This window comes from Brevundimonas sp. (assembly GCF_036676055.1).
GTDB lineage: Bacteria > Pseudomonadota > Alphaproteobacteria > Caulobacterales > Caulobacteraceae > Brevundimonas.
The window spans coordinates 1-13300 of the sequence record NZ_JAKFDS010000020.1 but is presented as its reverse complement, the minus strand read 5'-3'; the positions used below and the strand labels follow the sequence as shown (position 1 = coordinate 13300).

Here is a 13300-nt window from a genome sequence, read left to right as displayed (position 1 = left end):
CGAACCCGCCGCCGCGCCCGACCTCGCTGTACGGCCCCTGCCGCCGGCCGAACCCCGCGCCGAACCTGTCCGCGAGCTTGCGCCCGCGCCGCGGCCCGTCGCAGCGCCCCGGGAAATCTCGCCGGCCGCCAGCCCGGCTCTGGCCTCCGCGTCCGCACGGCGTCGCCCCGCGGGTCGCGCGCCGCTCTACGCCGGTCTCGCCGCGGCCGCGATCGGGGTGGTCGCCCTGGGTGGATGGATGCTGACCCGCTCCCCCTCTGCGCCCCCGGAGAGCGCCCCGGCGGCCGTGGCTCTGGCCGCCGAAGCTCCGGCGCCGGTCGTTTCCGACGCCGCGCCCGCGGTCGAGGCGGCGCCCGTCACCGAAAGTGCTCCGCCGTCTGCGAGCCAGGCCCCGACCGTCGTCGCCCCGGCTCGCGCCGCGTCCGCCGCGCCGGAGCGGATCGCGACGCCCGCTCGCACCTCCGCTGCGCCGACGGTCGCGCCCGTACAGGCTTCAGAACCGCCGCCGGCCGCCGTGGTCCCGTCCGAGCCCCGGATCGAGATTGTTCCGCCTGCGCCCGTGGGTCCCCCGCCGACCGCGGCCGAGCGCCCGCCCTCGGATCCGGATGCGCCGATCGCGACCCGGCCCCAGCCGCTCGAGGCGGGGCAATAGGGGCGGGTCCGGCCTAGCCGTTTCTGATCGTCAGATAGCCGCGCTCGACCATGCGGCGCAGGCCCTCATAGGCTTCGGCCAGTTCCTCATAGGCCTTCCGGTTCGAGGTCAGCCGGGCGATCTGGTCGGGCGTCGAGGGTGCGCCGGATTCGCACTGGCGCAGCGCCTCGCCGACCCATTTGGCCCGCGCCGCCGCCGTCTGCACCGCCAGACGCTGGAACACGGCGACGTCGAGACCCGGCAGGGCGGCGGCGATCACTTCGCGATTGGCCACGAAGGCCGAATAGTCGATCTGCTCCAGCAGTCCGCGCAGCCGCCGCTGTTCCTGCGGATCGGCGTCCTGCGGCTCGAAATGGTCCCGCTGCCGCCGGTAGGTGGAGGTCTGGATGGTCGACATCGCGCCGCTCCGGATAAGACGAGGCCGAGCGTGCGCCGCGCCGATTAACGAGGCGTTGCGGAGTGGAAGGGCTTGCGAACCATGCGGGCGCCATGATACTTAAGTGAATGCTTCAGTATCAACAACCGCTCGATCTCGCCTTCCAGGCGCTTTCCGACCCCACCCGGCGGCGCATGGTTGAACGGTTGGCGGCCGGACCCGCGACGGTGAGCGAACTGGCCGAACCTCTGCCGATGTCGATGTCCGCGGTGGTGCAGCACCTGAAGATCCTGGAGGCCTCCGGGCTGGTGGCGACGGAGAAGGTCGGCCGCGTCCGCACCTGCCGGGTCGACCCCCAGGCCCTCAGCGCCGCCGAACGCTGGATCAATGACCGCCGCCGGTCCGGCGAGCGCAGTCTCGACCGACTCGGCGCCTACCTGGACGAAACCAGACCCGAACAGGAGACACCGAAATGACCGCTCCCAGTCCAGCCCGGGTGGCCCACGGGACCTTCACGATCGAGCGCCGTTTTGACGCCGCCCCCGCGCGCGTGTTCCACGCCTATGCCGATCCGGTGGTCTTCCGCCGCTGGTTCGTCGAGGGCAAGGGCTTCACGATCCACGAATGGACCCACGACTTCCGTGTCGGCGGCCGCTCCGGCGGACGGTTCCGCCACGGCGATGAGAGCAACCATGTCTGGTTCAACGAGACCGAACACCTCGACATCGTTCCCGACCTTCGGATCGTCCTCTCCTATGTCATGGGCCGCGAAACGCCCGAGGGCCGTATCCGGAACTCGGCCTCGCTGGCCACCACCGAACTGGTCGCGGACGGCGCCGGGACGCGCCTGATCTACACGGAGCAGGGAGTCTTCCTCGAGAGCGGCGACCACATCGCCCTGCGCGAACACGGCTGCCGCGAGATGCTGGAGGGACTCGCCCGTGACCTGGCGGCGCATTCGTGATGTCCGGCGACCGCCTGTTTTTCGGCGCCTTCACGGTCGAGCGCCGCTATGACGCCGCGCCGGACCGCGTCTTCCGCGCCTTCGCCGACCGCGAGATCAAGCAGCGCTGGATGGGATGCGAAGAGGTCGCCGCGCCGGTCATCGACCAGCTCGACTTCCGCGTCGGCGGCCGGGAGGTCAGCCGCGGCGGCGGTCTCGACGGCGCCGAACACCGGTTCGAGGGAACCTACCTCGACATCGTCGAGGGCCGTCGCTTCGTTTTCGCCTTCGTCATGCATGTGGGCGGCCGCAAGCTGTCCGCCTCGGTCGCCTCGGTCGAGATCCTGCCCGACGGCGCCGGCGCCCGGCTGATCTTCACCGAGCAGGGCGTCTATTTCGGACAGGACGGCTGGGCCGAACGCGAGGAAGGCACCGCCTATGGAATGGACCAGCTGGCCCGCTGGCTGGCGTCGCAACGGGAGACCGTCTGACCATGTCGCTGATCCTTTGGTCCCACCCCTACTCGGCCTATGGCCAGAAGGCCCTGGTCGCCCTGTACGAACTGGAGCTGCCGTTCCAGCCAAAGCTGGTCGACTTCGCGGATGAGTCGGTCATGGCCGCCTTCCGGGCGCTGTCGCCCTTCGCCAAGATGCCGGTGCTGATCGACACGGCGGCGGACCGGACCGTCCACGAGTCCAGCATCGTGATCGAATACCTGGACCGGGCGGCGGGCGGCGGACGGCTGATCCCGACCGATCCGGAGGCGGCGCTGGAAGCCCGATGGGTGGACCGCATCATCGACACCTACGTCGGCGGGCCGATGAACCGGATCATCTTCCACCGGCTCGGCCGGGCCGGCCCGCCGCCGCCGGAGGCCGTCATGGCGCTGGATGCGAACGAGATCGGGACCGCCTGGGACCTGCTGGAACGCCGCCTCGGCGACGGCCGGACCTGGGGCGCGGGCGAGACCTTCACCCTGGCCGACTGCGCCGCCGCCCCGATCTTGACCTATGCGCGCCGGCTGGTCCCGTTCGGCGAGCGGCCCCGGCTCAAGGCCTGGCACAGCCGGTTGATGGCCCGGCCGTCGTTCCGCCGCGCGCTGGAGGACGCCGCCCCGTTCGGCGACCTGATGCCGGCCCCGCCTGCGGTCGACTAGCCGTTCGCGGTGGCCAGCGCTCTCGTACCCCCGGGCGTCGCCGCCACTTCGAGCAGCTTCAGGCGGAAGACCAGCACGCTGTTGGGCGGGATTTCACCGGCGCGGTCCTCGCCGTAGCCCAACTCCGGGGAGATGTAGACCAGCCATTCGTCGCCGACCGTCATGTGCTGCAGCGCGTCGCGCATGCCCGGGATGATGGACCCGGAGATGCCCTCCTCGATGGTGAAGACCGCCGGCTGACCACGCTGGAACGAGCTGTCGAACACAGTCCCGTCGGTCAGCGAGCCTTCGTAGTCGACGCGCACCAGATCGTTGCCATCCGGCCGTTCGCCTCCGGGCGGGCCGGCCTGCAGAACCTTGTACTGGACGCCCGAGGGCAGGGTCTGGACGCCGTCCGCCTTCGCGTTGGACTCCATGAAGAACTCGGCCGCGCGCAGGTTGGCGGCCGCGTCCGCATCAACGCCGGTCGCGGCCTCGCGGCCGCACGACGACAGCGCCGCCGCCATGGCGACGACGGCCGCCGTTCTAACCCATCCGTAGCGCATACCCTGCCTCTTCCAGTCCGTGTCTGATCTCGTTCGCATGGGCCTCGCCGCGCGTCTCGACCATGATGTCGAATTCCGCCCCCTTGGCCGGCACGTCCAGCGCCAGACGGTTGTGCACCACGTCGATGATGTTGCCGCCGAGGCCGCCGATCACCGCGCTCATCTTCGACAACATGCCGGGGCGGTCGTCCCCGAGGATGCGATAGACCACCAACCGCTTCTCGCGCACCAGCTCGCGGTTCAGGACCACGGCCAACATGCGGGAATCGATGTTGCCGCCGGTCAGCTCGAGGCCGACCTTCAGTCCGCGGAACTTGTCCGGATAAGCCAGCATTGCGGCCAGGCCGCCCGCGCCGGCGCCCTCCGCCACGGTCTTCTCCAGCGTGGCGAGGAAGGCGACGCCCTTTTCGAAATGGGCTTCTTCGACGACGAGGATGTCCTCGACCAGCGGGTCGGCGAGGGCGAAGGGGATGTCGCCGACCGCCTTGATGGCGATGCCCTCGGCGATGGTCTGTCCGCCGCATTTCGCCGTCTCTCCCCGGCGTCTGGCCGAGAACGACGGATACATGGCCGCCTCGACCCCGAAGATGCGGATGGACGGCTTCAGCGCCTTGGCGGCGATGGCCGAGCCGGCGATCAGGCCGCCCCCGCCGACCGGAATGATCAGGACGTCGAGATCCGGCGCGTCTTCCATGAACTCGAGGCCGCAGACGCCCTGGCCCGCGACGATGCCCTCGTCGTCGAAGGCGGACACGAAGACGAAGCCTTCTTCGTCGCGCAGCCGGTGGGCTTCCTCGGTGGAGCCGGTGAAATCCAGCCCCTTGATGACCACAGTGGCGCCGTGGGCGCGCGTCCCGTCGGCCTTCACGAAGGGGGTTCCCTCCGGCATGACGATGGTCACCGGGACGCCCAGCCGGCCACCGTGATAGGCCAGCGCCTGGGCGTGGTTGCCCGCCGAGGCGGCGACGACGCCGCGCCTGCGTTCGTCGGGCGTCAGCTGCAGCAGCCGGTTCAGGGCGCCGCGTTCCTTGAAGCTGCCGGTGAAATGCAGGTTGTCGAACTTGATCCAGACCTCGGCGCCCGTCAGCTGCGAGAGCTTGCGGGAGTGGCGCACCGGGGTCCGGTCGACCTGACCCGCGATCCGGTCCCGCGCCGCCAGAATGTCGTCAAACGTGACTGTCATGGGCTCCCCTATATCCGGTCTTGCGCCGGGTTGCCGCGAGGTTTTGGACCACGGTCCGGGGCGTCGCAACCTTGACCTTTCCGCGGCGTTCAGCGTCTGATCAGGATGTTCGACCCGCACCCGTGACGGAGAGAGCCCATGGCCGCCCAGATGACCCCTCGCAAACGTGTTTTTCCGCTGATCGCCGCCGTCGCGCTCGGCGCCGCCCTCACGGCCTGTGAGACGGTTCCGATGGGTGGCGGCTACGGGCCGCGTTCCGGCCCTGTCCCGGGGGTGTTCCGCGCTGACGACTTCGCCTGGTCGACGGCTTCGGGCCGCGCCTCGATCGACGGCCGGATCGACTATCGTCGCGGCGGCCAGGTCTTCACCTGCACAGGGTCGGTCGGCCTGACCCCCGACACGCCCTACACCCGCGCGCGCATCCGCACCCTCTACGGCGCGACCGACCGGGCCGCGGTGCCCGAGGCCATCGTGCGCGCCCGCACGGTCGCGGACCCCAGCGCCGACTATCGCTCCTACGTTCGCTCGGGGACCTGCGAGGGCGGCCGCTTCAGCTTTTCCGGCCTGCCGGACGGCGGCTGGTTCATCATCGCTCCGGTCAGCGCCGGCGGGGATGATCGCGTTGTCCTGATGCGCCACGTCAGCACCCGCGGCGGACGCGTCTCCGTCACCCTGTAAGCGTCCGTCAGTTCGTCTTTTCAGGCCGCGTGCCGGGCCGCTCTGGAGGATTAACCATGCGTCGCCCGTTGCTTGCCTCAGCTGTGTGTCTCGCCGTCGGCCTCATGCTGGCGGCCGGCCCCGCGGCGGCCCAGTCGTGGGGTCACAACGGCGGCCATGGCTATCGAGTCGGCCGTTCGAACAACGCCCCCTCGGCCTTCGACTGGCGCAGCCAGCTCGACCGGCCCGGGGACTATCGCTGCGACGCCTTCTGGGACGCCAGTCGCACGGATTGCGACGCTCGCTGGCGCGATCAACGCCACCGGGTCAGCCCGCAGGCGCGGCGCGACTACCGCGCCCTGGCGGGCTACGGCGGCAACCGGGGGCGTTACGGGCATGCGCATGGTTCTCGCCATATTGACCGCTATTCGACCCGCCGACGCGGTCACGGCGACGCTTACAGCTACAGCTACGGCTACGGTCATGGTTCAGCGGGAACGGCCTGGCACGGCGCCTACGGACGGCCGGACCTCGTCTTTCCCGAAGGCCACGGACCGGCCGCCGGGGGCGGGCGGGATCCTCGCCAGATCGACTGGTGCCGGGCGACCTACCGGTCCTATGACCCCCACAGCGGCTACTACCGCGCCTACAGCGGCCGGATGATATTCTGCGGTTGAGGCCTCACCGAACGAGGTTTGCCCGATCACGGAACGGTGGGTGAGCGGCGTTCGCCATTGTTTCGCCTTGTCCGCACCGCTTCGCTCCTCCTGACCCGCAAGGGGCGGTGGATCAGGGAGCGCGTTCATGTCCCAGCACAACATATCCGGCTCGGAAGTCTTCGGGCCGAAGCCCGGAGTCATGCTGCGATCGGTCAAGACCAGCGGCCTGCGGCGCAAGCGCGCCGCGAGGACCTGGGCGGCGTTCATCGCCGGCGCCGTCGTGGCCGTCGCGGCCGGGGCGATCGCGATGGCGGCGGTGTTCGGCCCAACCCTGTTCGGGTAGGGGGCTGACGCTCACGACGCGGTCGCTCGCTGATCGAGCCCCATCTCGCGTGGGCGCCAGTCCGAGTCGGGTCGGCAGGCCGAAGGGTCGACGACCGCGGCCCGCCAGTCAGGCCAGCCAGACCATCCGCCGGGTCCGGGCCTCGCCGGCCCGCGCCTTGCTGAACCCGCGCCGCACCTCGCCCGTGTAGAGGAAGCCGGCCTTCTCCAGCACCCGCCCCGAGGCCGGATTGTCGGTGAAGTGGCCCGCCACCAGGGCCCGCCTCCGCCACCGTTGCGACGCCCAGACCAGGGCGCCCTCCAGCGCCTCGGTCGCATAGCCGCGCCCCCAGAACGGACGCCCGATCCAGTAGCCGACCTCGGGCGCCGGATCGCTGTCCTCGAACAGGCCGATGACGCCGACGGGGCCGTGATCCTCGTGCTCGATCAGGAATGTCGCGGCCCGGGCGGGATCCTGCCCGGCGACAGCCAGCACGAAGGCCTCAGCGTCCTCCGGCGTATAGGGGTGCGGCATCCGCAGGGTCATGCGGGCGATGTCGGGATCGTTCGCGAGCGTCGTCAGGCGGCTGATGTCCTGGGCGGCCGGCGCGCGCAGGGCCAGGCGCCGTGTCTCGACGACAGGGGAGGGTTCGATCACGCACATGGGACGGCCTCGGTCTTCGCGCCGCCTCCTTGGAGGGCTCGGACGGCTTCGAGGCGGGGAACGAAAACGGGGAGCCTGGTGATCCAGACTCCCCGCGGAAATACTTCCCTTGGTCCGGATCGCGGCTCTTGAGCCTTGCGCGATCCGGAAGATGTTCCGTTCGCGCTACTCGGCGGCCATGGCCTGTTCGGTGGCCGGAAGAATCGACACGTAGCATCGGCCGCCACGCTTGGTGGTGAATTTGACCGAGCCGTGGGTGGTGGCGAACAGGGTGTGGTCGCGGCCGAGGCCGACGTTCTCACCCGGGTGGAAGGTGGTGCCGCGCTGACGCACGAGGATGTTGCCGGCCAGCACGCGCTCGCCGCCGAACTTCTTCACGCCGAGGCGCTTCGACTCGGAGTCGCGACCGTTACGCGACGAACCACCGGATTTCTTGTGAGCCATAGGTCTGCTCCCTGTCTCTAACTGTTCTTACGCTTCGTCGGTGGAGGCGGGCTTGGCCTTGGGCGCAGCCTTCTTGGCCGGAGCCTTCTTGGCGGCGGCCGGCTTTTCAGCGGCGGCTTCAGCCTTCGGGGCTTCGGCCTTGGCGGCCTTCGGAGCGGCCGCCTTCTTCGCCGGCTTGGCTTCGGTCTCTTCGACGCGCGGGGCCAGGCCGCGGGCGCGCAGGTTCATCTCGGCCTTGGTCATCAGCGACGCTTCGCCGTCCCACTTGGCCTTCTCGCCGGCGCCTTCGATGCCGGTGATGCGCAGAACCGATTCCATCTGGCGATGGCCGTTGGTGCGGCGATAGCCCTGACGGCGGATCTTCTTGAAGATCTTGATCTTCTCGCCCTTGCGGGTTTCGACCAGCGTCGCCGCGACGGTCGCGCCGGCGATCATCGGGGCGCCCAGGGTGATGCCCTTGTCGCCGCCCAGCATCAGCACGTCGCCGAACGAAACGTTCGAGCCGGCCTCGCCGTCGAGCTTCTCGACCACGATGACGTCGCCCGGTTGAACCCGGTACTGCTTGCCGCCGGTCTTGATCACCGCGTACATGTTGAAGCCTCAGCGAAACGCAAAAAGAATAAGCCCGACGGGGGTCCCCCTCGGGCGAAGAGCGGCGACATATACGGAACGGGTCCTCCGAGTCAACGCGGACGGGGCGAAAATCCCGGAAAGGACGCGCCGGGAGCGGAATTCCCGGCCGCGCCCTCGACTGTTATAAAGTAACAGGCTACAGGGGCCGGGATGACGCCGCCCGCCCCCGACCAGACAATGCTTCTGTCCCTGCTGGGCGCCGGCTTCGCCACCGCCTTCCTGCACGCGGCCCTGCCGACCCACTGGCTGCCCTTCGCCCTGGTGGGCCGGGCCCAGCGCTGGACGGTGGAACGCGTCCTCGCCTCGGTCGTCGCCGCGGGCCTGGCCCATGTGGCCGTGACGGCCGTGGTGGGCAGTCTGATCGTCATCGCCGGACTGGCCCTCGACCAGTGGATCGCGGGCCTGCTCCCCTGGCTGTCGGCGATCCTGCTGTTCGCCTTCGGAGGCTACTATCTGGTCCGCTCCCTCGTCCGCGCCCCGCAGCTGGCCGCGGGACCGCAGGTGGAGACCGCCGGACCGCCGGTGTCGGACGCCGCCGCTTTCGGGGCCCTGGTGGCGACGATGGCGATCTCGCCCGGCGAGGTCCTGCTGCCCTTCTACCTGAACCAGGCCCAGGGCGGCGTCGCCGTGCTGGCGGCCCTGACCGTGGTGTTCGCGCTCGGGACGGTGATGGGCATGGCTTTGTTCACGCTTCTGGCCCGCGCCGGCTGGTCGGTGCTCAGGCTTGAGCGCTGGGCCCGCTACGAAGGCGCGGTGCTGGGCCTGGCCCTGATCGGGGTCGGCCTTCTCGTCGTCCTCTACCGGCCCTAGGCCGCCGGCGGGCGGAACAGGTCTTCCAGCCATTCCACGAACCGCAGGACAAGCTTCTCCTTGCGGGTGTTGCCGCTCCAGACACAGGCGTAGACGTAGGCCGTCGGCATCCTCCGATCGAACAGTTCGCGCAATCTGCCGGCCGCCAGATCCCGTCTGGCCACCACCTCCCGCGCCAGGGCCACCCCATGGCCGCCGACCGCGGCATCCACCAGCAACGCCGCATCGTCGATTTGCAGGGTGCGGGGCAGGGCCGCCAGGGGGCCATGCACCTCCTGCCACAACCGCCATGAGCTTTCAGAGTCATGGATGATCTGCGCCGAGGCGAGGTCGGCTGTCGCAATGACCGGATGTTGCTCGAGGTAGGCCGGGCTGGCGACGGGCACGAACTGATCGCCCGACAGGATCCGGCTCTTCAGACCGGCCCAGGACCCCGGCCCGAAGCGGATGGCCACGTCCACGTCGCCCCGTTCGAAGCCTTCCAGGGTGCTGTCCGAGCGGATCTCGAGCCGAACGCCCGGGAAGGCGGACTGGAACGCCGCGAGGCCCGGGGTCAACAGCTTGGCCGCGATGGAGGGCAGGGCCGAGACGACCAGCCTGTCCGTCGCGGAGGCCGGCGTCGGCTCGACCGCATCCGCGATGAGGGACAGGCCCACCCGGACGCGGGCCGCGAAGGCGCCGCCCAGCGGCGTCAGGGCGACGCCGCGCCCGATCCGCTCGAACAGTTCTCCGCCCAGTCGTGTCTCCAGCGACCGGATAGCGTGGCTGATGGCGCCCGGCGTGAGGTTCATCTCCGCGGCCGCGCGCGCGAAACTCCCGTGCCGGGCCGCCGCCTCGAACGCGGCCAGGGAGCGCAGGGAGGGAGGACGGACTGCCATCCCTCAATCATGAGGAATATTCACTAATCCGTCGATGATTGTTCCGTTTTTTCGCGCCAGTCGATCCGGCATTGGCGAGCTCCCCGCAGCGGAGAGCGCCAATGATCTCGATCACCGGTTATGAGCACGTCGGCATTCGGGTGACGGATCCGCCCAGGGCCCTGGCCTTCTACCGGTTCCTCGGCTTCGAGCTGGACCACGAAAACTCGCACGAGCGCGTGGCCGAGATCGTGAACGCCCACGGCGTTCGCCTGAGCCTCATCTTCAACGGCGAGGCCTGGCCGGGCGGCAATGTGCTGCTGGATCACGACCGGAAATGGCCCGGCTGCACCCATCCCGCCTTCATCGTCGAGAGCCTGGCCGATCTGATGCGCGCCTTCGCCGCCGCCGGGGTCGCCCTGACGGAAGGTCCTCACGACTGGGGGCGCCGACAGGCCTGCTTCATCCGCGACCCCGATGGCAATGTTCTGGAATTCAACGAAATGACCCCCCTTTCCCCGGAGCCCGCGGCATGAGCCTGACCCTGATCATCGGAGAGAAGAGCTATTCGTCATGGTCGCTGCGGGCCTGGCTGATGCTCAAGCATCTCGGCGTCCCGTTCGAGGAAACGACCATTCCCCTGTACACGCCCGGCTCGCGCGACGCCGTCCGGGTTCTGGGCGGCGAGACGGGGCAGGTTCCGGTTCTCGCCGACGGCGACGTCGTGATCTGGGACACGCTCGCCATCCTGGAATACCTGCATGAGTCCTATCCCGCGGTGTGGCCGGGCGATCGGGCGGCCCGCGCGAGGGCGCGCAGCCTGGCGGCCGAGATGCACTCCGGCTTTTCGGCGGTCCGCGACGCCATGCCGATGAACTTCCGCGGCCGGAACCGGCTCGCGCGGATCGACGCGGTTGTTCAAGCGGACATCGATCGGGTCGACGCGATCTTCGCCTCGGCGCCACCGGACGCCTGGCTGTGCGGCGAGTTCAGCGCCGTCGACGCCATGATGGCGCCCATGGCGTGTCGCCTGCACACCTACGGGGTTCCGTTGTCCGCGAAGGCGGACACCTACGCCGGAAAGCTGCGCGCCCATCCGCTGGTGCAGACGTGGCTGGGTCTGGGGGCGGCGGAAACCCGCGTCATTCCGCAGAGCGAATTGCCGGAACGCCCGCAGACCGCGCCCTGATCCCGGCCTCACTGGACCTCATCGGGCCGGAACCGTAAGGGTGGCCAATGGCGCATGACCACGGCCACTCCCCCGACCAGGTCGGCCATGATCACGACCACGGCGGTCATGATCATGGCCACGGCCATCATCACGGACCGGTCGACACCGGGGACTGGCGCTATGCGGTCGGCCTGATCGTCAACCTGGCCTTCGTCGGCATCGAGTTCGGCGCCGGGGTCTACAGCGGCTCGACCGCCCTGCTGGCCGACGCCGGCCACAATCTGTCTGACGTGCTGGGTCTCGCCATGGCGGGCGGGGCCGCCTGGCTCGCTCGCCGGGCCGCGGGCCCCCGCAAGACCTACGGCTACGGCAAGGCGACGGTGCTGGCCGCCCTCGCCAACGCCCTGCTGCTGATCTTCGCCTGCGGGGCCATCGCCCTCGAGGCCGTGCGTCGTCTGGCCGAGCCCGCGCCGGTGATGTCAGGGCTGATCATGGGCGTCGCCGCCGTCGGCTTCGTCATCAACCTCGGCACGGCTCTGCTGTTCATGAGGGACCAGCATTCGGACCTCAACGCACGCGGGGCTTATCTGCACATGATGGCCGACGCCGCGGTCTCGATCGGCGTGGTCCTCGCCGGCGCGGCCATCCTGTTCACCGGCTGGTCGATCATCGACCCGCTGGTCAGCCTCGCGATCGTGGCGGTGATCCTGTGGGGCACCTGGGGGCTGCTGAAGGACTCGGTCAACCTGGCCCTCGACGCGGCGCCGCGAAACGTGGATGTCGAGGCGGTCCGGACGGCTCTGACCACCCTGCCGGGGGTCACCGCCGTTCACGACCTTCACGTCTGGGGCCTGTCGACCACCGCGACGGCGCTCACCGCCCACCTGTGCCATGCCCGCGGCGACGGCGGGGCCCTGCTGGGCGAGGCCCAGACCCTGCTGCGGACCCGCTTCGGCATCGGCCATTCGACGCTTCAGCTGGAGGCCGAGCCCTCGCCCGATTGCCCGACCTGCTGAGGCGGTCAGTCTGACGGCGGAAGGATCAGGCGATGGCCCGGGTAGTCGATCGTCACCATCCCCTGCGACCAGAACAGGGCGTTGCCGACAAAGCCGACCGCCTCGGGCCGGGCGAAATAGCCCTGGGCCGGCTGAACGATCAGGCGGGGCTCGTCCCAGGCCAGCGGTCCGATCTCCAGCCGTCCGCCCGCGTGAACCGGCAGGCTGACCTGTCCGCCCGTGCCGCTGCCGCCCAGGGTGGCCATCGGCGCGGTCTCCGGCCGATCCCCCCGCACCTGCGCCCACTGGCCCTGGCTGAGGTTGATCCAGACATGCGGATCCTCGAACAGCCCGGCCCCGGAATCGTAGCGCAGCGGCAGGGCCTCGCCGTCGATCACCGCCTCCAGCCGCAGTATGCCGTTGTCGTCGGTCGTGGGGACGGCCCGGCCGCACCCGGCCGCGCGTGCGCTCGCTTCGGACGGCGGGGCGATGGCGATCCGGCCGTTGGCGAAGTCCAGCGTGATCACCAGTCCGGCGAGGGCGTCCGATCCGAGGATGCCGACCGCCGCCTCGCCGCCCGGTCCCTGCAGGCCGCTCAGGTCCGAGGTGGTCGGCTCGATTGTCGGCAGGGCGAGATCGCCCAGTCTCAGGTCCTCGACCCGGGTCCCGCCGGCCTCGATCACCCCCGCCGTGCCCTCGACCTGGCTCCCCGCCAGCACCGGCAGGCCGGACCGGGCGGCGAAGCCGGCGTCGAGCGCCGAGCGATTGGCCCCGGTGTCCAGCAGCAGCCACACCGGCTCCCCGTCCGGGCCGATCCGCGCCCTGACGAACCCCACATGGGCCGAATAGCCCGCCTCGACTGCGTTCGTGGTGCGCAGCGTCTCAAAGGCGGCGTCGCAGGTCGGGTCAGTGGCCAGCAGGGACAGGGCGAGGCTGATCAGCATGGGAGCTCTCTCATAGGCCGCGCACTCCAGCCCCGCTTCAGCCCCTCCGCAAGTTAAGTCTCTTTCATCTCGCGCCCGGGCTGACTATCTCAGCCGCCGAAAGGCCTCCCATGACAGACAAGATTCCCGTCACCGTCCTCACCGGCTACCTCGGCGCCGGCAAGACGACCCTGCTGAACCGCATCCTCACCGAGGACCACGGCAAGCGCTACGCCGTCATCGTCAACGAGTTCGGCGAGATCGGCATCGACAACGACCTCGTCGTCGGCGCCGACGAGGACGTGTTCGAG

General features: G+C 69.9%; 20 protein-coding genes and 1 pseudogene. 13 read left to right on the top strand and 8 right to left on the bottom strand.

Features of this window, described 5'->3' with window-relative positions; translation table 11 throughout:
• Window positions 1-652: pseudogene (locus V6M45_RS03995) on the top strand (hypothetical protein); the annotation flags it as partial.
• Between the two features lie 13 nt (window positions 653-665).
• Here the strand turns inward: V6M45_RS03995 and V6M45_RS03990 are convergent.
• Window positions 666-1049 (bottom strand): hypothetical protein, encoded by a 384-nt coding sequence (locus V6M45_RS03990; RefSeq protein WP_332654176.1) that lies wholly within the window; start codon window positions 1047-1049, stop codon window positions 666-668.
• Between the two features lie 107 nt (window positions 1050-1156).
• On the opposite strand from V6M45_RS03990, the gene V6M45_RS03985 reads away from it, so the two are divergent.
• From V6M45_RS03985 to V6M45_RS03970, 4 genes are read left to right on the top strand one after another with little or no spacing between them, the layout of a single operon-like run.
• Window positions 1157-1504, top strand: a complete 348-nt coding sequence (locus V6M45_RS03985) for an ArsR/SmtB family transcription factor (RefSeq protein ID WP_332654175.1) — start codon at window positions 1157-1159, stop codon at window positions 1502-1504.
• Window positions 1501-1992, top strand: a complete 492-nt coding sequence (locus V6M45_RS03980) for an SRPBCC domain-containing protein (RefSeq protein ID WP_332654174.1) — start codon at window positions 1501-1503, stop codon at window positions 1990-1992. The genes V6M45_RS03985 and V6M45_RS03980 overlap by 4 nt, the downstream gene beginning before the upstream one ends.
• Window positions 1992-2462 carry an SRPBCC family protein gene (locus V6M45_RS03975; protein ID WP_332654172.1) on the top strand — a complete coding sequence of 157 codons (471 nt, stop codon included), beginning with the start codon at window positions 1992-1994 and terminating at the stop codon, window positions 2460-2462. Before V6M45_RS03980 ends, V6M45_RS03975 begins: the two co-directional genes overlap by 1 nt.
• A 2-nt stretch (window positions 2463-2464) precedes the next feature.
• The gene (locus tag V6M45_RS03970; RefSeq protein WP_332654170.1) at window positions 2465-3127 is read left to right on the top strand and encodes a glutathione S-transferase family protein; all 663 of its coding nucleotides are present in this window, start codon (window positions 2465-2467) and stop codon (window positions 3125-3127) included.
• On the opposite strand, the gene V6M45_RS03965 is transcribed toward V6M45_RS03970, so the two are convergent.
• Window positions 3124-3672, bottom strand: coding sequence for an FKBP-type peptidyl-prolyl cis-trans isomerase (locus tag V6M45_RS03965; RefSeq protein ID WP_332654168.1), 549 nt, complete (start codon window positions 3670-3672; stop codon window positions 3124-3126). The two genes, V6M45_RS03970 and V6M45_RS03965, sit on opposite strands and share 4 nt — an antisense overlap.
• A complete protein-coding gene (locus V6M45_RS03960; protein ID WP_332654167.1) occupies window positions 3653-4855 on the bottom strand; it encodes a threonine ammonia-lyase in 1203 nt (400 codons plus the stop codon). Before V6M45_RS03960 ends, V6M45_RS03965 begins: the two co-directional genes overlap by 20 nt.
• Before the next feature lie 138 nt (window positions 4856-4993).
• Between V6M45_RS03960 and V6M45_RS03955 the strand changes: the two genes are divergently transcribed.
• From V6M45_RS03955 to V6M45_RS03945, 3 genes are all read left to right on the top strand, one after another.
• A complete protein-coding gene (locus tag V6M45_RS03955) occupies window positions 4994-5533 on the top strand; it encodes a hypothetical protein (protein WP_332654166.1) in 540 nt (179 codons plus the stop codon).
• Between the two features lie 56 nt (window positions 5534-5589).
• On the top strand, window positions 5590-6189 hold the full coding sequence (locus V6M45_RS03950; protein ID WP_332654165.1) for a BA14K family protein: 600 nt from the start codon (window positions 5590-5592) through the stop codon (window positions 6187-6189).
• Window positions 6190-6316: 127 nt separating this feature from the next.
• The gene (locus tag V6M45_RS03945) at window positions 6317-6514 is read left to right on the top strand and encodes a hypothetical protein (RefSeq protein WP_332654163.1); all 198 of its coding nucleotides are present in this window, start codon (window positions 6317-6319) and stop codon (window positions 6512-6514) included.
• A 108-nt stretch (window positions 6515-6622) separates the two neighbouring features.
• On the opposite strand, the gene V6M45_RS03940 is transcribed toward V6M45_RS03945, so the two are convergent.
• From V6M45_RS03940 to rplU, 3 genes are all read right to left on the bottom strand, one after another.
• Window positions 6623-7156: a GNAT family N-acetyltransferase gene (locus tag V6M45_RS03940; protein WP_332654162.1), complete on the bottom strand. Its 534-nt coding sequence runs from the start codon at window positions 7154-7156 to the stop codon at window positions 6623-6625.
• Between the two features lie 165 nt (window positions 7157-7321).
• Entirely contained in the window at window positions 7322-7600 is a 279-nt protein-coding gene (gene rpmA / locus V6M45_RS03935) for a 50S ribosomal protein L27 (RefSeq protein ID WP_324821216.1), read from the bottom strand.
• A gap of 27 nt (window positions 7601-7627) precedes the next feature.
• The gene (rplU, locus tag V6M45_RS03930; protein ID WP_332654158.1) at window positions 7628-8191 is read right to left on the bottom strand and encodes a 50S ribosomal protein L21; all 564 of its coding nucleotides are present in this window, start codon (window positions 8189-8191) and stop codon (window positions 7628-7630) included.
• A 219-nt stretch (window positions 8192-8410) separates the two neighbouring features.
• Here rplU and V6M45_RS03925 point away from each other — a divergent pair, with 219 nt between their 5' ends.
• The gene (locus V6M45_RS03925; RefSeq protein ID WP_332654156.1) at window positions 8411-9043 is read left to right on the top strand and encodes a hypothetical protein; all 633 of its coding nucleotides are present in this window, start codon (window positions 8411-8413) and stop codon (window positions 9041-9043) included.
• Here V6M45_RS03925 and V6M45_RS03920 read toward each other — a convergent pair.
• Entirely contained in the window at window positions 9040-9921 is an 882-nt protein-coding gene (locus V6M45_RS03920) for a LysR substrate-binding domain-containing protein (protein ID WP_332654154.1), read from the bottom strand. The genes V6M45_RS03925 and V6M45_RS03920 overlap by 4 nt on opposite strands.
• A gap of 101 nt (window positions 9922-10022) precedes the next feature.
• Here V6M45_RS03920 and V6M45_RS03915 point away from each other — a divergent pair, with 101 nt between their 5' ends.
• Genes V6M45_RS03915 through V6M45_RS03905 form a run of 3 tightly spaced genes read left to right on the top strand, consistent with a single transcriptional unit; the run spans window position 10023 to window position 12087 of the window.
• The gene (locus V6M45_RS03915) at window positions 10023-10436 is read left to right on the top strand and encodes a VOC family protein (protein WP_332654153.1); all 414 of its coding nucleotides are present in this window, start codon (window positions 10023-10025) and stop codon (window positions 10434-10436) included.
• Window positions 10433-11089, top strand: a complete 657-nt coding sequence (locus V6M45_RS03910; protein WP_332654152.1) for a glutathione S-transferase family protein — start codon at window positions 10433-10435, stop codon at window positions 11087-11089. The genes V6M45_RS03915 and V6M45_RS03910 overlap by 4 nt, the downstream gene beginning before the upstream one ends.
• Before the next feature lie 47 nt (window positions 11090-11136).
• Window positions 11137-12087, top strand: a complete 951-nt coding sequence (locus tag V6M45_RS03905; RefSeq protein WP_332654151.1) for a cation diffusion facilitator family transporter — start codon at window positions 11137-11139, stop codon at window positions 12085-12087.
• A gap of 5 nt (window positions 12088-12092) precedes the next feature.
• Here the strand turns inward: V6M45_RS03905 and V6M45_RS03900 are convergent, their stop codons facing one another.
• Window positions 12093-13010 carry a retropepsin-like aspartic protease gene (locus V6M45_RS03900; RefSeq protein WP_332654149.1) on the bottom strand — a complete coding sequence of 306 codons (918 nt, stop codon included), beginning with the start codon at window positions 13008-13010 and terminating at the stop codon, window positions 12093-12095.
• Window positions 13011-13120: 110 nt separating this feature from the next.
• Here V6M45_RS03900 and V6M45_RS03895 point away from each other — a divergent pair.
• Window positions 13121-13300, top strand: a 180-nt coding sequence (locus V6M45_RS03895; protein ID WP_332654148.1) for a GTP-binding protein, incomplete at its 3' end; no start/stop codon positions are given.